Raw genomic sequence first — 20,185 nt, 5'->3', positions numbered from 1 at the left:
TTATTGCAAGGCATAAAAGATAAGAACAGCCAGGCCTGTGGCAGCAACTATGGGATGGGCAATGGCGATGGGCTTGGGAATATCTTTTTTCAGCATGTCTAATGTATATAAAGTAAAACCGCCGATTGCTGCCAGAATAAAAATGATTAAACTGGTTATCAGCAAACCATCCGTATTGCCGCGAACCACTTCAATGATGAGCAGCACGATAGCCAATGCCGCCAAAGGTCCGTGGGATAATACAAACGGCTTAGGGGTCGGTTTATCTTTAAGGATTGCAAGTAATATTCTTAAACCCAAAAGAGCGGCAGTAATAAAAAGCGCGATAGCAATCCAAACCAACATGTCTTAATTCTCCTTTTGATATGATTCAAAGATAATAGCCATTAGATTAATACGCATGCGCTGGAAATTTAAAAATGACTTTAGAGCATCGCACCCTCTCTTGGTTTCCCCCGCATGCGAATGAGAAAAAAGGGGGAAAATTTACCATACGTTATACTAGACTACCCACAATCTTATCCACAGAATTTGTGGATAAACCAGAAAGCAAACGCATTAAACTATTAGCTATGTCATTGTATTCATTAGGTTTTTTTAATATTCTGAAAAAAAACCTAAAAAATAAACATGAGGGTAAAAAAAATATCCACAACTTACAAAAAGGCAGATACACGACAAGCCGTTAAATATTATCAGAGAAATTTTAAAAAAACAGTCTTGACGTTTAATTATTTTTTCTTTCAACAAATGGAGGCGCTCTGTACATGGCAGAATTTTGTCGTGTATGGATTTTCTATTCGCAGGTTGTCAAGTAAAGCAGGATTCAGCATTTAATGTAAATTGAGGTTAGTATTTTCAGGCAGCGCGACCTCTTCTGGTCGCTTGTTTATTTGCAGTGAACTTTTTTGCTCTCTTTGCGGTTTGGGTTTTTGTACGTTTCTAATTTTATCCTCAAAATCAAAAATCTCATCCATGCTTTTGAATTTTTTGCTGGCCAGGCCAGTTTTTTCTTTTTCAGCCTCGAATTTATTGACTAAAAATTCAGATTTTTTATTCAATGTGTAGAGGGAAGAATTGTTTTTGTTTTCTTCTTTAGAAAGCGCCTCTTTTACTTCTGAGGCTTTGTCGGCTAATTTATTTGTTATTTCTTGCTTGATTTCTTGATTAATCTGATCCAGCAGCTGTGGTTTTTGATCTTTAAACGCCTTACCCAGTATCTCTAATTCTTCTGTGGTTTTCTTGAGTTTTTGTTTAAGTTCATCAATCTCTTGAGTTAGAGACTCTACTGTATCAGAACCTAAAACTTTCTCATTAATAAATTGTTTAGTTGCTGACCAAAACCATGAAAGGCCAGTTTTTTTAGATTCTTGTTTTTGTGTTTCCTGAAGTTCCTTGTGTTTTGTTTCTAACAGATGGATTTGTTCCCCAAGATGCTTAAGCTCACGCTCCAGATTCTGCTTGTCTTCGGCGATAGAATGAATTTTTTCCTGCACTGAACCTGAAAATTGCTGGGCTTTTTTAGGAGTCACTTCAGCAAAATTCATTGTTTCAAGTGTTTCATATTGCTCTTTTAATTGAATTGCCTTTGCAGGTAAATTTACAGGGAAAGATTGCCTGGCTAAAGGCTCTTGAAGATTGATCAATTCGATATATTGGTTACACTCCTTAATCTTGTTTTGAATGTCATGATTGATGTTTGTTGATTCGGAAAGATGAATGGCTCTTAAAGCACTGATATTTCCCTCGCCTGGAATTATCTCTGTAATATTTTGTTTTATCTCTTGAATTTCTTTGTTCTTTATTTCCAGTTCTTCTCTTTGTTTGTTAATTTCTTTCAGAAGATCGTCAAGCCTTTGCAGTGTATTGTTATTTATGCGTGTAAAACCTTCGAGTAATGCCTCATTTAAACCTGTTCCTTTAATGACTAAATGATAGAATCCCTCAAAACCGTTGTGGCCTCGTTCGAGGCTCACGTTTTCTATTGCCGCACCCTGGTAAGCTTTTAACTGCTTTTGTAATTGCTTTTCTTTCATTGCAAAAAAGCCGCTTTCCTTTAATAAATCAGGATGTTTCTGCTCAATCTCGTGAATGTTTTTGCTTATATCCCTATGCAAGGCCTGCAAAGACTTATTGTTGGGGTACTGTTCTTGAAAACGCTTGATGCAATGCTGCAATTCGTAGACAACATACAGGCTTTTGTTTTCGCTGATAATGCGCATCACTTCATTGCCCAAAAGACTGGAATCTTTTTGGGTTATTTTCCTTAAGGAGCTGTTGAATTTATCCAAAAACAATTCGCGCACTGCTTCTTCCCGCCCTGCCAACCTGAAGGCCGGGTCAATGGCGGCAGTTTTTTGCAGGGAGTTCATTTTTTTCAGGCTCTCTGCAATCAGTTTTCTGGTGTCTTTATGGCCAAAAGAGGGAAACCACCAGAGTGAATTTAATTTAACTTGTTCTTTTTGTAAAACCTTATACAAGTCTTTAATTCTTGCTTGTTGCTCATCCGGTTTTGCGTTTTTAAGCGCCTCAGTCGCTTTCAGAATTTCAGCTGCTGCGGTTTTAACAGCGCCGCGCTCCAGCCAATAATCCCAGCTTTGATTTTCTTTTTTGGCCCAGGATAAACTTTGTTCCAAATCGCTGCATATTTGATTTGTTGTTTCTTTAATATATGGGTTCACTAAAGCCATTGAGCTTTTAATGGTGTCCTGCTCCATCGGTTGTAATTGGGTCTTGTCAATTAAATTCTTACAGAAACCGAGAAATTGAATCGCAACGGCTTGAATTTTAGCTGAAGTGCTGAAGTCTTTGGCGAACATGCCTCGATATGTTTCAAAAGCAGCAGTGATTTTTTTTATCTTGGCAAGATAATCATCATTTTCATCAAATGTTATGACTAATTTATTCCGTTCGGCTTGTTTAAGAGGTAACTTATTGATAACTTCGTTGAACTCGTCTTTTATCAAATTCAATTGATAATGATTCGACCGTTCCTGTAAGGTTTTCCTTTGATCTTCGTTCAGTGTTGTTGCATCTGTTCTTTCAAGAAAAATCCCGTCTGTATCCAACGCATGTTTTACATTTTGTACAGATGTTTTTTTGTCTTTCTCAATGTCTTTTCTTTCCTGCCGCATATTGAGATGATGGGCTTTTAATTCAGCAGAAATATCAACGTCATGCAAGTATTGGGCGCGAAACTGATTGATTTCTTTTTTTAAATTGTCCCTGGTAATTTCCAAAAGCTTGCTCTTAATGTCGCTCCAAAATTCAACGGCATCATGTTCAAATTCTTTTACTGCTGTATCTAAATCTTGGGTGATTAATTGACCTTTTGCATCACGGCGAATATAGGGATTGGGGTATTTCTTTTCCTTATCGGAAGCCTCAAGGCGAAGCTTCCATTGATCGCCCAAGCCATTGATTAATTCTTCACGACGCGATAGTAAATTTTGCCTAATGTCAGGCGGCATTTCCTGAGGGGAGAACTCATTTTGAATCAGATGGTACCAATGATCAAATTGTTTCAACAATACCTGTTTGATGGCATCGACTTCCTGCAGGTAATGACGTTCAATAGCCCCATCCTGATTCATCTGCCGCTGCATGCCTTTAATTGCTGCCATGCGCTCTTCTTTACTCATCTTGGTTAATGAACTGGCTTGATATTCGCGCAGCAACCCGTTTTCCTCATAAATGGCGCGATACTTACCCAGTTGCCCATTACGGGCACAGCGACCTACAATTTGTTGCGTATCCCGGTCTTTATCCAAATAAGTCTGGATAACAAAGAGCCCGTCTGGATGCTTGGGGCTGAAGTCAGTACCTCGGCCAAGCAAAGAAGTAGAGATGGTGATTGTATTTGGATTCCCTGCAGCCTTCACTAGATCTTCACGCTTTTCTGTAGTTTCCTCGCCAGTTACCACATTGATGGTAAAGGGCGGAGATAAATCCTGCATCCTGTTTTGCATCTCACGCAGTTGATTAATGTCTTTCGTAATGAGGAGTATGGGTTGAGTACTGAGTTCCGCATCTAAATTCGTCACTTCACTGATTGCGGACTTAATTGCCTGAACTTGCGCATCAACCGATTTTTTTACCTGAGGCTCATATTCATAACGTTTATTGGCATCATAGGGCGGGATACTGAATGCTTTAATGCCAAATTTAAAGCGCTGCTCGGTTAATTCTTCTTTAGTGCCTCCAGTACCTGTCATGGTCACAATTCGACCGGAGCGATGATAGTGGTCAATAAAATTCTTACAGGATTCAGTAGAAACAAACAACATTTCCGCATCAATCGGGAATATAGTATTTGGATTTTCTTTTTGCAGTCGCGCTTGCAAGAATTGTTGCACGCCATCGCTAAAGGATGCGCCTTGTTGGGGAATATTATTGATTAAAGGAACGGCAACTGACACGTCGCGCTCGAGATCATCGATAATTCGTTTTTCTTTTCCAATAATAAAATTTTTGCCGAGTGACAGTTGTTGCGCTGCACAGGCCGCATTCAGCCAGTTATCAAATTTCTTATCGGTGAGGTTACTTAACTGGGTTTTCTTTTCTAAAGTGTCGGCTTTTTCATCGAGATAAATTTTCAGGTTTTGGATATCCTCTTCGCGGGTCCAGACATCTTTACCTTCCAAATTTTTGAATGCTTGTGAATTAATAAATTCATTGATATGCGGGTAAATCCAGGCATAGGGATTTTTAGTGCTGTCACCGCCGCCTACAGCGCCTATGGCATAATTAAACAAGGTGCGGTCATCTAAAATAATATAATCAGACTCATCAAGTACCACATCATTGTGGACTTCTTTGCCATCTACGATATTTAAGGGTTCATTTTCCAAATTTGCCCGCGCGCGGTATAAAGACAAGTCAGCGACCGTCGTATAATTAATGCCGCCAGGCTTATAAGTGCCATATTCCGAATCGGCATAAACGACCGATGAGGCAATACCCAATGAATCAAAGAAATTCACATTTCCTTTGCCGTAATAATCCTGTTCAACCAAGCCTCGGTTTGCCGTGCAGACATCCACTGTGCCACCGTTAACCCATTGCAAGGCCGCAAGCAGGGCAGTCGTAATCCCCTTGCCTTCACCTGTGTTAATTTGCATCAGGATATTGTCATCGATTTCATTGACTGACATTATCATGGCGAGAACTTGCGTGGTGCGGGGGAATTTACCTGTACTGCGAAAATACATTTCCCGCATAACGGCAATGAGTTTTAACTGATTCTGTTCAAAATCCTTGCCGTGAAGTTTATTCGGCGAACGTAATGATTGAATCAGAAAATCAGAAAATTGACGTAATTCAGCGCGGGAAGCTTCAGTTAAATTTTGGCAGGTTTTATTGCCTATCTGAATTGGATAATCTTTGCCAATGGCATTGACATAGACGAGTTGTTCGGCCAATTTGCATTGTTCGTCTGAACTTAATGCTGTGCCCTCAAGCATTTGTTTGATTTCTGTAACGACCGGGAGGACACGGTCTGTTGCAAATTGCTTGTCAAGAGAGCCTTCTTCCTTGCGGCCTCCTAACGGGTCTTTATCAAAATGATTAACGAATTGCCTTGTTACTTCTTTTCCTTTTGCCAAATTATCTATCAATGCGTCTGCAGACGGATAAGGGGGATACTGGAATAAAGAAGCAACTTCAGGTAACAGCTCTTTCTGCTCGCTTAAACCTTGCTCTAATTGGATGAGCTTGCTCACAGGGCACTCTTTTACTCCGGTCATTACCGTAAACCACAAAGCTTTATTTTCGTCCGGTATTTTGCTTAATAATGAGTGAACGGCTTTTAATTCTTCCTCTGACCCTTTGCAATCTTTTAGCAGGTTAATGATCAAATCGGCAATTTGAGGATGTTGGCTTACATTGGCTTTAATGGCGGTGGTGATGCCTTGCAGCATCAGGGATAGCTCTTTGTCAGTGCTGGTACTGGATTTGACCTGGTTCAAAACGCCCATTAAGTTATCAAAGAGCGCTTGCGATTTATCCTCAGGTAGGGATTTAATCGCTTTAAATTGCGCGATTTCCTCAATGGGGAAAACCCCTGTTTGGTTGCTCACATTATATCTAAACGAGAGGTTCAGCAACATTTTATAGGCATCAGGGGTTAAGCTGTCTTTATGTTTTGCCAGTTCTGTCAGCTGTTCAATCACTTCATTGAAACGCTTGGGTCCTATGTTCTTAACATCCACTTCATTTAAAGCGTCAAAAACAATGGTTAGTTGATGCGCGATCGGAACTTTATTTTGTTGATTCAGTGCTGCCAGCAATTTGCCAAGCTTATCTAATGGCACCAGTTTGGTGCGGGAATTATCGTTCTCAGATAAAAGGTTAATCACTTGGGCATAATCTTTTGCGCTGCGGTTTTTTATCTTGATGAGCTCATTCATGAAGCCATATGCGCTATTAAACCGTTTATTATATTCCCCAAGAGACTCTTTCAAGGGATGCTTTAATTCCAGTTTGCCAAGATAATCGGTGAGATACTGATTAAAAGAGTCCTTGCCTGTACGTAAGGAGTTCAGGGCGTGAGTCAATCTGCCCTGGTAATTATCCTGGAGCGGTTTTTCTACAAGAAACAGGAGAGATTTTTCTTTTAAGACCTGATCATAATATTTCTCGACATCATCACCGCCATATTGAATCAGTAATTTCTTTAAGCTTTCTCCTGTCAGTTTGTTATTAATTAATCCATTAATAGTTATTTTTATGCCGAATGAATAAAGCGGCTTATCAAGTACTTCAAATAATTGTTTCTCAAGCCGGTCATACTGGTCCATCAATTTTTCAATCTTTGGATTCTTTTCCTGCAAATGAGCCAGAATTTCTTCCATTGTTTCAACAGATGGTTGAACGGCCTCCTTTAAGTTATTGACTACTTGCTGTGCTATGTTTTTTAACTGACTACTTAAAAAACCAGGTAAACCAAACTGACCAAGAACGTCTGAGACGCCTTTCACAATTGGGCTTTCTTTATCGCCAAGCGAGTTTTTAACCAGTTCTGATGGTTTTAAATCAAATCCTTGTACAGCGCCCTGGAGGACTTTGACTATCTCCTGCAGGGAATCATGGGGCTGCACTTCCTCTTTACCAAAGACAGTATCCGGGGCAAAGCGGTTACGCAGCGTTTCCAGCAAAGCCTCGCGGCTTTCGTCATTGATTGGTTTTTTTATAACAATTTTGTTATCGTTGATATCGTCTATTAATTGCTGAACCTGCGGGATAGACAGCAATTTATTTGATTCTTCGATATTGATTTCTTTAAAGAGAGAGACAAGAAGCGATCTTTCCTCGGACTCTAATTTCCTGAAATTTTCATCCAGTTCCAGGCCCAGGTATATAACAGAAGTCGTGTCTTTTGTTTTAGAATCAAGCTCCAGGTCCAATGAAGACAATAAGGTGCAAAAATCAATCGCTTCTTTTCGGTTGTCGAAGCCATAGCGTATAGCTATGGCTGTTTTTGCATGTACCTCTAAATAATCCGCAATTGATAATGCAGGGTTACGCTCCTGTTGCTTCTTGATGTTGTCAAGGATGATGCCGATAGACTCTTTATTCCCAGGGAAATTTCCGTATAAATTCATCAATTGTATTACGGAATTACCTATTATATTTGAAGCTTCAGAAGGCTCAACGTTCTTTATCCCGGCAGCAATAAAATCAGCAATATTTTTCAATTCCCCGAGCGAAAATTGTTGCTCCTGGCCCTGAGGCATGATGATATCTTCGAGATAGGCAAGCAGATCCCCGCCATGATTTTGTATATTTTTAAGCGATTCAAGCAGCGCTTTGGCCTCAAGAGCTGGGTTGTCGGAGAGAGAATCATTGGTGGTCACCAAAGCGCAAACGCTCAGGAACCTGCATCTATCCTCATCTGTCAGGGTTTTATCATTTTTAATCAAGTTCTCAATTTCCTGATAAATTTCCAGAGGATAGGAACCTTCCTGTTTACCGACAAAGCGATAGTAATTTTTAACCATATCCTCATAAGATAATTTCGAAGCGAGATAAAAAAGTTGGTCACGAGCAGGGGGGGTATAATCGAGAAAGCGCGGGTCTTCCTTGTGGGGGTCAAGGGTAATAGATTCTTTGGTATTTAAAGTAACACCTCCCCAGGTTGCAGGCGGGAGGCGGCCTGGTTCGAAAAACTGATATTCTTCCTCATGAGCCAGTATTTTTTGTTTGGAGTCTGGATGTTGAGTTTCAATTTGCCTGTGGCCAATCCTTAAATAAGGGGTTCCGGCAAGGAACGGGCAGCGGTATACTCTAAACTCGCTTGCATAGTTATAATCCTGAAGTCCTTTACTTCTTAGAATGTTCTTATCTCGAAATTGCTCATATATTTTGGCATTTTTAGGATCATTAGGGTCCAATAGCTCGGCTTCTGCATTTGAGGTCAATACGGACTTTGAGTAACCGATTTGCGGGGCTTTCCCCAAATCAGCCGAAACTTTAATTTTCTCAGGGAATTGATAAGGCGGGAGCCTCCCGGACAGTGGGCTTAATGCCATCTGGCTTGATACGATGGCGTAATTATCATAACGGCTGGCCATATAGGCGCCATGGGGTCCGAAATCGAGGGCATGCAGGTAAGCCATCTGCTCTTTTGGGTCAGCTGCATTTTTTAAAATGTATAAGCAGCGGTCGAGCGCTGTTTTCATATGCCCTATATCGGTTAAAGGGCAGGAATTGGTTAACCTCGTTATTCCGAGGCTTTTTGTTTCCTGCAGAAAATACTGATAGGCATTAAATAATTCATTAAAATCAACCCGATTGCCCGCGGCGTGGTGCTGTTTGACTAAAGCTTCCCACCATACCTTCTCTTCACTGGCGAGCTTTGCGAATTTTTCGAGGTTTTCCTGGCCTTCCTTGCTCATGAATTGTTGATAATTGCCGGTATGGTCCAGAAAAATGCGCTTAAATTCTTTGTAGAGGCCTTTTGACTCAAGCCCTGCCAATTGATTCAAAAATTGTTTTACTCCCGCATCGCCTTGATTCAGTAAAATGCCGGCCAGGCCTTGGTAATGGTTTTTTTCAAAACCAAGCGTTTCGCATTGTTTTTTTAAATTATCAACCTCTTCATTGCTGACAGTGGAATTCAAATCCGCATAGAAATGCCAGAAAGCAGCTTTTTTCTGCTCAGGTTTTGCTTTTTGATCAAACAAAAGATTCAATTGCTTTTTGTCCGGGTATTTGAATTGCTTATCCTTTTCGGACATTACGCTTAAAATTCGATCGGCATTTGCCTGAGGCTCAGTTTGCTGAAGCTTAAGTAAAACTAATTGCGCATAAGTGGGAAGAGGCGGCTCAGGCGGGACGGTCACCTGAATTGTCAGTGGGGTCGTTTTGTCTTGATGTTGGTATTCAGGCTTATCGCTGTAACATAAAACCTGGTTAATGTTGCCTTCCTCATTTTCCTGTCTTTCGATATAAAATCCCGGTGGTAAATTATCAAGCACCAGGCCGTAAGAAAACTCATGATACTGTCCTATAATTTTTTCCATGGCCTCAGGGGTAACGCCATGGATTCTTCTTCTGGGATCAACAATACGCTCTACACCCTGGCCTACCAGGTTATCCCAAATTTTATATAGATCAGGCCTTTTATCAGGGTGGCTTTTGGCATTAAAAGCTGCCATATGTTCAATCAGATTACTTCTGGTTAGATATTGCTGATAGATCCCTTCTTTGCCGCTTTCTTTATTTAAAAGATCAGCATCCGTATCCTCCGGTTTGGTTTTTCTGGCCTTTCTTTTGACTGCCACAGTGGTCTGTTGCTGTTGTTGTTGCTGCTGTTGCTGTTGCTGCTGTTGCTGGATTTGCAAGCCAAAATCAGATCCTGTGCCTTTAACCAAATCCACTTTGGCTTTACGCAATTTGGCTTCTTTAGGCTCGTTGCTGGAAAGCAGGGAAGGATTAAACGCCAGTTCTCCGGTAAGGTTTTTGATGTTGGCTCGTCGTTGATTCAGCCAGAATAAATCCGTCAAAAGCTCATTGTATTTTTTAATTTCAGGGGATTCACCCTCAATGTGATAGCGTACAATCTCCTCTTTAGCATAAAGATTGTTCAAAGCTTCTTTGAGGCTTTCTTGTTGGATGCTGACTGTTTCAGAATGCTCACCGGATTGGGTTTTGATGTCTTTATTTGCCATAGTTTGACTCTAATTTTAATAAAAAGAAAGAAATTAATCCTGATTGCTTAAAATATAACACAATGATTGGATTTGGTAAAATCAAAGTGTTTAAATGATGGCTTTATTATGAATTGTTTTTGGTTATTCTTTCTGGCTAAATAATTTTGCGGGCCAGAATTCGATACCGAACCAGATTAAGACATGCTCTAGCTAGCCGTAGCACGGTACATTGCACTTCAAATGGAAACCCTGGAAAATCGCAAACCACTCCTGAAAAGGGCTTGTTTTTCAAGGCTTTTAATAGGCTGTTCACAGCTTTATCCACAGATTTTGTGGATAAATTAAAAGGCGAGGGAATAGAAATTATAGCCTGAAGCCCTTGTCAATATTGGGTTTTGATGAACTGCATTACTTGAAGTTAGAAAAATTGGCGAGATGAGTAAAAAATTATCCACAGGATATTTTGAATGAAATTAGCCGGAAATGAATTGTCAATATTACCAGAGAAAAAGTAAAAAACCAGCCTTGACTGCAAGATTTTCTTGCCTGAAAGAACAAGTCATTCGGCTTGAGTTTTAGATTTTTTGACGATATCTGCTTATTTAATGAAACAAAGCAGCTTTAAACATGTGGAAATTTGCTTCGGCTCCATGGCTGCTTGTAAAGCGATAGAATGTTTGATTGAGTAAAATCGAGTCAATATAAATAAAAGAGCAAAAACAAAAACGCATTACCGGGAGGTTGCTGCCAAGTTATGCAACCATGGTTTAGGATGATGAGATCTCTTCTATGCCTCGTTGTTTTTCGTTTCAGAAAAACGGGTCACTAAAAATTTTTGCAGAAGGAATACCCGCCAGAAACACCTTTGTTTTTAATTTATTTACAGTTTCTTTTGGCCCGCACACATATATCTGCATATTGTTGATGTCAGGAGACAGGCAAGAGAGCGTTTTATCGAAAATATCAGCCTCAGGATAAAGCCCACTGGATTTTAAAACACAGGGAATGTATTTGAAATTTTCATAAAATAGCTCCAGTGTTTGCAGCTCTTCAGCATAATAGATGTCACTGTCCTGGCATCCTCCGTGGATTAGGCTGATTTTGCCTTGATGCTTTTCGCTTAAAGCAGTTTTGGCGATGGCTAATAAAGGGGCTAATCCTGTACCGGTTCCGGCCAGCAGCATGTCAAATGATGATTTTTCAGGATTCATATAATAGCATTTGCCAAAAGGGCCGCGAATATGAATCGCCATATCAACAACCGCTGTTTTCCGCAACCATCCGCTCATCGCTCCGTTTTCCTGAAGCTTGATATGCAGTTCAATATATCCTTCTTTAGCCGGTATATTGGCGATGGAATAGCTTCGCGATATGCCGTCAGGATTGATTAGATTGAGGTATTGCCCCGGGATCCAGCTTTCCAGGTGTTCCGCTAGCAGTTTGACTCGAATGACATTATGAGTGAGGGGAGAGAGCTCCGTAATCAGGGCTTGTTGTTCACATTCCGCGGCATCCGGGTCTTTCAAATGGATTTTGTTCGCCGGTTTGGCCTGACAAGCAAGAAAGTATCCTTGAGATTTTAAAGTATCAGGCAGGCCTTGCTGCCATTGTGAGTCGATTGGGCTTTCACTTGTTTTTATCAAACAGGCCTGGCAAACACCCGAGCGGCAGGCATGAGGATAATCGATTTCATGCCGCAACAGGCAATCAAGCACGGACTCTCCCTCCAGGGAATGGAGGACTTGCTCATGGTAATGCAGTTCAGTCATAGCATCACCTGTCTAATACGTCATCACGCACGCTGTTGGCGATAGCGGCTACTTCCTGAATATCTTTTTCACTAGCGCCGAGCTCTCGCAAAGTTGCTCCCAGGTGCTCAATGACAATATCCACATGAGTGTCATTTAACCCGCGCTTGATTAAATGGCGATGGCCTTCGCGCATGTTTTTGCCGCTGTAATTGTTTGGCCCGCCGAAAACCATAGTTAAGAAACCTTTTTGCTTGAGGATTTGCTGCTCCATATCGACGTCATCAAAAAAATGACTGACCCTATTGTCAGTTAACATTTTGCGGTAAAAGATATCAACAGCAGTATTGACGGCATTTTGGCCGCCTAAGCGCTCAAATAATGATTCAGGCATGGTATACTCCTTAAAGATGTATTTGAAATGCATCTTATAAAAAGAAATAATACCAGTCAAGAAATGATTTAGAGTGATTTTATATGCAGTTAACCCAGTTTACCGATTATTCATTGAGAGCATTGATCTATGTTGCATTGAGAAAAGAGTTATGCACCATTAACGATATTGCCAATGCTTATGCAATATCATCCAATCATTTGCTAAAAATCATTCACAATCTATCAAAGTTGGGTGTGATTAAAACCATTCGCGGCAAAAGCGGCGGGATTATGATTGCACAAAACCCCTCAACAATTAATTTAGGGGAGTTGGTTATCAAGCTCGAACCAAATTTTGATTTGGTGCCTTGTTTTAATCAGGAAAAAGCAACCTGCTGCATCGCGCCTGTTTGCAAGTTAAAACGTATTTTATTTGAGGCAAAAGAAAGTTTTTTGGCTGTGTTAAAGAGGTACACGCTTGCGGATATTCTTGATAACCAAATAGCCTTGAAAGAATTGCTTTCTATTGAAGAGGGGAGGTAGGGGATTGCTCCCATCCTGGCATCTTCGGATTCAAGAAAGGCTTTTTGCCATCAGCACCCTTGGAAGTTTTATAAATGCTTCCTGGCGAGCAGCAGCCCAAACATGCCTTGTTTGGGCTTGCCGCTTTCATCCAGCTTATGCAATTGGCCTGGTTTTTCTCTGTATTCTAAAATAGACCAGCCGCTGTCTTGATAAAAATGATAGAGCTCATTTGTTTCTGCCAAATAAGTAAAACTATCGGGGTAACTGTAGGGTTTAGCCTTAATTGGAAAAACCAGAAAATGCATTCCTCCTGTCAAGGTCAGCGATTGCAGTTTTGTCAGTAACGGCTGAATGGTGGCGGGGTGTAAAAATTGCAGGGCCACGGTCGAGTAGATAAAGTCAAAACACTTGTCCCTAATGGGCAGCGGTTGATTCAAATCATGAACGAGGGTGTCCATATTCGATAATTGCTCTTGTTCTGCAATATCCCGAATATTTTGAATCAGGCCCTCATTTTTATCTATACCGAGAATACTGTGCCGGGATAAGGCAAGATACAAAGGATTTCGTCCCGAGCCGCAGCCAATGTCCAAAATAGACATTTCCTCTCGCTCCTGCAGGTAGGTTTGCAGGATATACAATAAATCGTGATGAACAGGCGCAAGACGATATTTTTTTTCAAAATATCGATGGGGTTGGCAGTAAAACTGCAAGTTAGCCCTGAAATCTTTGCTTGTTGAGGCAATTTTATGCCATGATGCGGGCGGTATCACAAAGGTTGGCGATTCAGGATTTAAGGTACGGCGCAAAAGCTCATTTCCCTGGCCATCGAGAAAAACAAAGTCAACAGTACCTTCATGAACGTTCAGATGTCCCCAGGTTCCTTCCTTGGTGCTGTGTTTATCCAGAAAAAACTGAAGATTCTTCGTGCTGTTGAGTTCAATTTGTTTGTAAGCCCTTAATCCCGGTTGAGTCTGTTGATAGCTATTCATCCTTTTACCTGCGCAATGATTATTCTATTTTTGGTTAATTATATGCATTCTATGTGGTGTTTCGCGATCGCGAAAAATCTGAAATAAAAGCCCGAAGCGCAATCCGGAATAAGCCATGCCGCCAGTTTGTTGTCATTCAGGTTAAGCAAGGTAAGCATGAAGAAACCGGCCTATGAGATAGGCAAGCGTTGCGGTTGCAGAGCCGAGCATCAATGTTTGCATGCCGGAATAATACCATGGCTTTACGGACCAAAGAGATTTTATTGACCCAATGATAAAAAAAGTAACTCCAGTGCTGAAACAAGACCAGAAAAAAGGATCTGTAAGTTTTAAAACATAAGGAACTAATGGAATTAATCCAAATAAAAGAAAGGCAAAAAAAGTATACATCCCAGCTTTGACCGGATTGCGGGGCGTTTGCGGCAGCCCGTACTCTTCCTGAAGCATGGTTTTAATCCATAAGGTTTTATTGGAAGTAATTTCATCAACCACCAAATCCAGGAGGGTTCCTGATAATCCTTTCTGCTTAAATATTTCTCTGATTTCTGCTTTTTCACCCTCTGGCGCTAAATCTATGTGTTTTGCTTCAATAGATTTGTATTTGTAGTACTGGTCTTCTTCTGATTTGGTACCAATATAATTGCTGACAGCCATTGAGAAGCCATCCGCAAATAAGTTAGCAAACCCAAGAATCAATATCACAAGCGCCGACAGATGCCCGCCCACGACGCCAGACACAATGGCAAACGTGGTGACCGCTCCATCAATCCCGCCGTATATCCAGTCCCGCAGGTAATTTTGCTGATGAGGAGATGCAATTCGTTCCTTGATATCTTTTTTGTTATGGCTATGTTCTAGCTGATTGTCCATTATTCGGGCTTATTGTAATGATTAGTCATAAGCAGGATAATTTAACTTCCCTGTTTGATTCGCAGTAATTTTGCATTGACGGCAACAATGACCGTGCTTAATGACATAAGAATCGCAGCCATTGCGGGTGATAACAAAATGCCATAGGTATAGAGTGCCCCGGCGGCGACAGGAATGGCAAAGGCGTTATATCCGGTTGCCCAAATGAGATTTTGAATTATTTTATTGGTGGTTGCCCGGGCTAATGCCAATATGGCCACGGCATCTTTGGGATTGGATTTCACTAAAATAATGTCTGCTGTTTCAATGGCCACATCTGTTCCAGCGCCAATGGCAATGCCAACATCGGCTTGCGCCAATGCCGGGGCGTCATTGACGCCGTCTCCTGCCATGGCCACAAGAAATCCCTGGCTTTGTACCTCTTTTATTTTTTTCACTTTCTCCTGGGGCAGGACTTCAGCAAAATAGTCATCGAGTCCAATTTCTTTTGCAACCCATTCGGCGACTTGTTTATTATCGCCAGTCAGCATCAGGCACTTGATGCCCATTTCTTTAAGTTTTTTTATGGCGTCGAAGGATTCAGGACGGATAACATCGGCAAGAGCGATGGCACCGGCTAACTTATTTTCAAGGAGAACATAGATAACCGTTTTTCCTTCCGCAGTCAGTTTTTGAACCTCGTTGTTATTTATCTTGATACCTTGTTCCCTTAAATAACCTGGGCTTACGGCTTTAACCGATTTTTTCTTAACAATTCCCTCTGCTCCTTTGCCTGGAATGGATTTGAATGCCTCGACCTCCCATTGTTCTTTGGCGGATTTTACAATGCCTTTTGCGATGGGGTGTTCTGAGTGGGATTCAACCGCTGCCGCAAAATTCAGCAGGTCTTCTTTTGAAAATTCTGTATCCAGGACTAAAACATCCGTCACGCCAAATTCACCTTTTGTTAAGGTTCCTGTCTTATCAAATACAATTGCGTTGATTTTACGTGCCCGTTCAAAGGCTGCGCGATTTCGGATTAAAAGGCCGTTGCTTGCTGCAATGGCTGTGGATACGGCGACTACCAAAGGCACTGCCAAACCCAGGGCATGCGGGCAGGTAATGACCATGACAGTGACCGCCCGTTCCAACGCGAACGCAAAATCCTCAGCGGTAAAAAACAACCAAACCAGTAATGTAATAGCGCCGCCTGTTAAAGCAATAATGGTTAGCCAAAGAGCGGCTCGATTAGCCAGATCCTGCGTTTTTGATTTGCTTTCCTGCGCCTCACGAACCAGCTCAATGACTTGTGATAAGAATGATTCTTTTCCTGTTTTCCTGACTATAATTTGAATAGACCCCTCGCCGTTGATGGAGCCGCCGATAATATTGGCTCCCCTGGATTTGTAAACAGGCTTGGATTCACCGGTTAACATCGACTCATTGACGCTGGTTTCACCTTTCACCACTTCACCGTCTGCCGGAATTTTTTCACCTGGTTTAATGAGAACTTTATCGCCCTTTTCTAACTCATCAATAAGGACGTCTTTCACTTCTCCATCCGGCATGATCTTATGTGCTTCGGACGGCATGAGTTTAACCAACGCTTTCAGTGCCCGGCTTGCACCCAAAATAGAGCGCATCTCAATCCAGTGGCCTAAAAGCATGATGTCAATTAAAGTTGCAAGCTCCCAGAAAAAGATTTTGCCCTGCACGCCAAATGTCACAGCGGAGCTATAAACGTAAGCCACCGTGATGGCGATGGCAATTAAAGTCATCATTCCCGGTTTGAAATCGCGAAGTTCATTGTATATGCCTTTGAGAAAAGGCCAGCCGCCGTAAAAGAAAATGAAAGATGACAGGCCAAACAAGACATAACTGTCGCCGGTAAAAGCAAGGTACTCCCTGATGCCCAGGAAATCTTGGATCATGGGCGAGAGAAGAAGGACGGGAATGGTGATAAGCGTCGCTATCCAGAACCGCTTGCGAAAATCCGCTACCATGTGTTGGTGGTGCCCGCTGTGGTCCTTGAGGGGGCGGTGCTGATTTTCAGCGTGATGATGTCCTGCTTGCATGATATTCTCTCTATTAATTTTTTATCAGTTTAGCATTTAATTTTATTTAGGTTTTGCAAAGAACCCCAGAGGCGGTTCCTTTTATTTTTGTAGCACATAACTTCCCGGCGCCAGGGGAAGGGAAGCATCTGTGCCTGGTGCGGGAACGCGTTTTTTAGAAGATTGCTTCACAAGCCAGGCATGCCACTCTGGCCACCAGGAGCCATTCCGTTTTTCTGCGATTTCAAGCCAGCCTTCCGGATTTAGGTAGGCATCGTTTTGCAAATGTTGATGAATGCGATATAAACGTCCGGGATGGCCAGGTTCGCTGATGATGCCTGCATTGTGCCCCCCCTTGGTGAGCACAAAAGTCACATCTCCCTCTGTCATCAGATGGACTTTATAAACCGATTGCCAGGGGGCGACATGGTCTTTTTCAGTGCTCACTGCAAAAACTGGCAGCCGAATGTTTTCAGCCGCTACAGGTTGACCTTCAACCATAAAACGTCCTTCTGCAAAATCATTGTTTAAGAATAATTTTTCAAGGTATTCACTGTGCATTTTATACGGCATGCGGGTAGCATCGGCATTCCATGCGGTTAAATCAATCATTCCGCGCCGCATCCCATGCATGTAATCTTGTACCATTTTAGACCAGATTAAATCGTAGGCACGCAGCATCTGAAATGACCCAGCCATTTGCTTGGTATCAAGATAACCCTGATCCCACATCATATTTTTCAGAAAATCCACCTGGCTTTCTGTAACAAAAAGCATTAATTCACCAGCTTCTGTAAAATCGCCTTGGGCCGCAAGCAGGGTGAGGCTGTTTATGCGCCGGTCTTTATCTCTTTCCATCGCGGAAGCCGTAATCATGGCCAAGGTGCCACCCAGACAATAGCCCATCAGGTTAATTTTGGCTTCAGGCAGAATGGCTGATACTGTATCGATTGCAGCCATAGCGCCGAGGCGATAGTAATCATCCATCCCTAAATCGCAGTCTTTTTTATCAGGATTACGCCAGGAGACGATAAATACCGTGTGTCCTTTCTTTACAAGCCACTTCACCAGGGAATTATGTGGCGATAAATCCAGGATATAATATTTCATAATCCAGGCCGGCAGGATCAATATCGGCTCCTTATAGACAGTTTTGGTTTGGGCTTCGTATTGAATCAGTTCAATCAGGCGATTTTGAAAAACCACTCTTCCTGGAGTAACGGCCACCTGTTTTCCCGGGATGAAATGTTCTGAACCAGCAGGAGGCGCGCCAGTTATCTTTTCAAGCCACTCTTCAAAGGCAATTTGGCTGCCCTTAAGCAAATTAAGCCCGCCGGAATGTAATGTTTCACGGAATAAGTCAGGGTTTGTCAATACAAAATTGGACGGAGAGACTGCGTCAAGGCATTGGCGCGCCCAAAAAGAAACAGTGCGCTTCACAGGCTCTGACAACCCTGGGACATTCGTGGCCCGCTCCCACCAGTCCTGGGCTTGCAAAAACCCTTCTGCAAACAAGCGCCAAGGCATAGGCTGCCAGCTGTCTTTTTTAAAACGGACATCTTTGCCTCCAGCTGCGCGCTCAACACAGATGATATTATTCATGCAATCATGGGCATGGTTAATAGGATAAAAAGCAAGCTCCCATAACACTTCAGGAGACTGTGCCAACTGCCAAAGCCAGGTAGAATAGGAGGATCCTAACGCGGCAGGGCTTAAGCCTGCAGTCCATTTGGCAAGATTTGACCGGAACAGGCGACCCAAAAACGAAAAAAAATCATTTGATGCCCCCGCCTCCGGTATGCAACAGAAGCTTGGCTCTCCATGAGATTCTTCCTGTTGAGTCAATATAATGTCTCTGGGACAATATTGTTTTCCTGATCTGCTCATAAACCGATTCCCTGGCTTTAGATATTCGACTCCATTTATTTATATAATCAAGTGTAATGTATTCCTGGCAATCTTTCATTTTGTTCTTCTATGCTGCGGGCACTTTGTACCCCAAATGGAAACCCTGGAAAATCGCAAGCCACCTATGAAAAGGGCTTGTTTCTCAAGGCTTTTAATAGGCTGTTCACAGATTTATCCACAGATTTTGTGGATAAATTAAATGAAGAGAGAATAGAAATTATCGCCAAAAGTCCTTGTCAACATTGGATTTTTATGAATCGCGTTATTTGAAATCATAAAAATTGACGATATGATTAAAAAATTATCCACAGGATAATTTTAATGAAAATTACAGGAAGAAAATTACCAATGTTACCAGAGAAAAAGTAAAAAGCCAGTCTTGACTACAAGATTTTTTGTTGATCGGAGGCAAAACTCAAGCTCCTTTTATTTTTTTGTTTTTGGGATTTTACTTGCATGTCCTTCTTGGGTAAAAATTCATACTTTAAAGATTCGGTCCAGATTCTGATGAAAAAGACCGTTTCATGTGAATGTTTAAATCAAATTTAATGAGCTGCTCATTTTCCAAAATATAATCCCTCAAGGTTATGGCCATTCGGATCAATCACATAACAGGCATAATAATTTGGAAAATAATCTCTAAAACCTGGCTCCCCATTATCTCTGGCATTTAAGCTGATGGCTGTATTATAAAATGTGTTCACTTCTTCCTGCGAGGCGCAATCAAAAGCAATATGGAACGGTGATGAAGCAGCCTTCCCTGTATAAATCTCAAAAAAAGGTGTATTTTCTTTACCAAATGCAACACAAAAATCATTTTTAAATATGACGCTCCAACCGATTGTTTCCAATAATATGGTATAGAAGGCACTGCTATCTTTCAAATTTTCAACATAAATTCCAACGTGGGCAATCATGTCTAACTCCTGCGTCTTTTCCAAGCTGTTAATTCTAATAATTGGGTTCTGTTAAGCGAAGCATCGCTAACTCACTTTGGGCAAATCCAAATTTTTGATAAAAAAGATGGGCATCTTTAGTCAACAAAATCCATCGAAAACAATCTTGAGTGATTGGACTTTCCAGAACATTGTTTATCAAAAACGTACCGAGGCCTCGATTTTGGTGCTTGCGATCAATAAAAACATCACATAGCATTGCTTCTTGAGAAAAATCTGTTACAACTCTTGCAAACCCTAATTGCCTGGTGTCCTCATATAATCCATAACATAGAGACTGAAGTAATGAGCGTTTCAAACGCGGTAAGGAAATATTTTCAGCCCAATAGAAAGAGGATAACTGCTCTTGTAAATAAGCGATATCCAGTTTATTTTTATCGCTGCTAAAAATCAGGTTCTCCTGTTTAACCTCATAGACACCAGACAATGGTTCTTGAAAAAAAGAATTCACTTTATTTTCCTTTGCTAAAATTAATTCAATCACATTTTATTGAGGCGCTAAAACTGGCCTTACTGGGGTTTGACTAATACTCACTTTTCTTGCAATTCCTGATTGACTCAACCTGTTTTTAAATAAGGCGAAAGCTTCTTTTTCAAATTGTCTTGCAGTTACAGGCTGCCCATAGC

At 41.5% G+C, this 20,185-nt stretch carries 12 protein-coding genes; 2 read left to right on the top strand and 10 right to left on the bottom strand.

Annotated elements, in window-relative coordinates; genetic code table 11:
- Positions 1-345, bottom strand: coding sequence for a hypothetical protein (locus Llon_RS05145; protein WP_065238273.1), 345 nt, complete (start codon positions 343-345; stop codon positions 1-3).
- A 74-nt stretch (positions 346-419) separates the two neighbouring features.
- Here Llon_RS05145 and Llon_RS05140 point away from each other — a divergent pair, with 74 nt between their 5' ends.
- On the top strand, positions 420-689 hold the full coding sequence (locus Llon_RS05140) for a hypothetical protein (protein ID WP_058528981.1): 270 nt from the start codon (positions 420-422) through the stop codon (positions 687-689).
- A gap of 144 nt (positions 690-833) precedes the next feature.
- Here Llon_RS05140 and Llon_RS05135 read toward each other — a convergent pair whose 3' ends face one another.
- The 3 genes from Llon_RS05135 to Llon_RS05125 all read right to left on the bottom strand — a co-directional run bounded on the left by Llon_RS05135 (position 834) and on the right by Llon_RS05125 (position 12,293).
- A complete protein-coding gene (locus Llon_RS05135) occupies positions 834-10,169 on the bottom strand; it encodes a hypothetical protein (RefSeq protein WP_058528980.1) in 9,336 nt (3,111 codons plus the stop codon).
- Positions 10,170-10,960: 791 nt separating this feature from the next.
- On the bottom strand, positions 10,961-11,920 hold the full coding sequence (locus Llon_RS05130) for an FAD-binding oxidoreductase (protein ID WP_058528979.1): 960 nt from the start codon (positions 11,918-11,920) through the stop codon (positions 10,961-10,963).
- A gap of 4 nt (positions 11,921-11,924) precedes the next feature.
- Positions 11,925-12,293, bottom strand: a complete 369-nt coding sequence (locus Llon_RS05125; protein ID WP_058528978.1) for a group I truncated hemoglobin — start codon at positions 12,291-12,293, stop codon at positions 11,925-11,927.
- Positions 12,294-12,376: 83 nt separating this feature from the next.
- Here Llon_RS05125 and Llon_RS05120 point away from each other — a divergent pair, with 83 nt between their 5' ends.
- Entirely contained in the window at positions 12,377-12,817 is a 441-nt protein-coding gene (locus Llon_RS05120; protein WP_058528977.1) for an Rrf2 family transcriptional regulator, read from the top strand.
- Between the two features lie 68 nt (positions 12,818-12,885).
- Here the strand turns inward: Llon_RS05120 and Llon_RS05115 are convergent, their stop codons facing one another.
- The 6 genes from Llon_RS05115 to Llon_RS05085 form a co-directional block, all read right to left on the bottom strand.
- Positions 12,886-13,791, bottom strand: a complete 906-nt coding sequence (locus Llon_RS05115; protein WP_058528976.1) for a TehB-like domain-containing protein — start codon at positions 13,789-13,791, stop codon at positions 12,886-12,888.
- 141 nt (positions 13,792-13,932) lie between these two features.
- The gene (locus tag Llon_RS05110) at positions 13,933-14,661 is read right to left on the bottom strand and encodes a VIT1/CCC1 transporter family protein (protein WP_058528975.1); all 729 of its coding nucleotides are present in this window, start codon (positions 14,659-14,661) and stop codon (positions 13,933-13,935) included.
- 41 nt (positions 14,662-14,702) lie between these two features.
- On the bottom strand, positions 14,703-16,715 hold the full coding sequence (locus Llon_RS05105; protein WP_058528974.1) for a copper-translocating P-type ATPase: 2,013 nt from the start codon (positions 16,713-16,715) through the stop codon (positions 14,703-14,705).
- 81 nt (positions 16,716-16,796) lie between these two features.
- On the bottom strand, positions 16,797-18,581 hold the full coding sequence (locus tag Llon_RS05100; RefSeq protein WP_058528973.1) for a PHA/PHB synthase family protein: 1,785 nt from the start codon (positions 18,579-18,581) through the stop codon (positions 16,797-16,799).
- 578 nt (positions 18,582-19,159) lie between these two features.
- On the bottom strand, positions 19,160-19,519 hold the full coding sequence (locus tag Llon_RS05090) for a VOC family protein (protein WP_058528971.1): 360 nt from the start codon (positions 19,517-19,519) through the stop codon (positions 19,160-19,162).
- Positions 19,520-19,553: 34 nt separating this feature from the next.
- Complete coding sequence (locus Llon_RS05085; protein WP_160149075.1) at positions 19,554-20,009, bottom strand: GNAT family N-acetyltransferase; 456 nt, start codon at positions 20,007-20,009, stop codon at positions 19,554-19,556.
- Positions 20,010-20,185 lie beyond the last annotated feature (176 nt).

It is taken from the genome of Legionella londiniensis (assembly GCF_001467825.1).
GTDB lineage: Bacteria > Pseudomonadota > Gammaproteobacteria > Legionellales > Legionellaceae > Legionella_A > Legionella_A londiniensis.
The sequence above is the reverse complement of the archived record's forward strand: the minus strand, read 5'-3'. Positions and strand labels throughout refer to the sequence as shown.

Excerpts from the sequence above, each read along its gene's own strand:
- Llon_RS05115 (WP_058528976.1), bottom strand. The coding sequence starts at position 13,791 with ATGAATAGCTATCAACAGACTCAACCGGGATTAAGGGCTTACAAACAA.
- Llon_RS05145 (WP_065238273.1), bottom strand. The coding sequence starts at position 345 with ATGTTGGTTTGGATTGCTATCGCGCTTTTTATTACTGCCGCTCTTTTG.
- Llon_RS05130 (WP_058528979.1), bottom strand. The coding sequence starts at position 11,920 with ATGACTGAACTGCATTACCATGAGCAAGTCCTCCATTCCCTGGAGGGA.
- Llon_RS05140 (WP_058528981.1), top strand. The coding sequence starts at position 420 with ATGACTTTAGAGCATCGCACCCTCTCTTGGTTTCCCCCGCATGCGAAT.
- Llon_RS05125 (WP_058528978.1), bottom strand. The coding sequence starts at position 12,293 with ATGCCTGAATCATTATTTGAGCGCTTAGGCGGCCAAAATGCCGTCAAT.
- Llon_RS05105 (WP_058528974.1), bottom strand. The coding sequence starts at position 16,715 with ATGCAAGCAGGACATCATCACGCTGAAAATCAGCACCGCCCCCTCAAG.
- Llon_RS05135 (WP_058528980.1), bottom strand. The coding sequence starts at position 10,169 with ATGGCAAATAAAGACATCAAAACCCAATCCGGTGAGCATTCTGAAACA.
- Llon_RS05120 (WP_058528977.1), top strand. The coding sequence starts at position 12,377 with ATGCAGTTAACCCAGTTTACCGATTATTCATTGAGAGCATTGATCTAT.
- Llon_RS05090 (WP_058528971.1), bottom strand. The coding sequence starts at position 19,519 with ATGATTGCCCACGTTGGAATTTATGTTGAAAATTTGAAAGATAGCAGT.
- Llon_RS05100 (WP_058528973.1), bottom strand. The coding sequence starts at position 18,581 with ATGAGCAGATCAGGAAAACAATATTGTCCCAGAGACATTATATTGACT.
- Llon_RS05110 (WP_058528975.1), bottom strand. The coding sequence starts at position 14,661 with ATGGACAATCAGCTAGAACATAGCCATAACAAAAAAGATATCAAGGAA.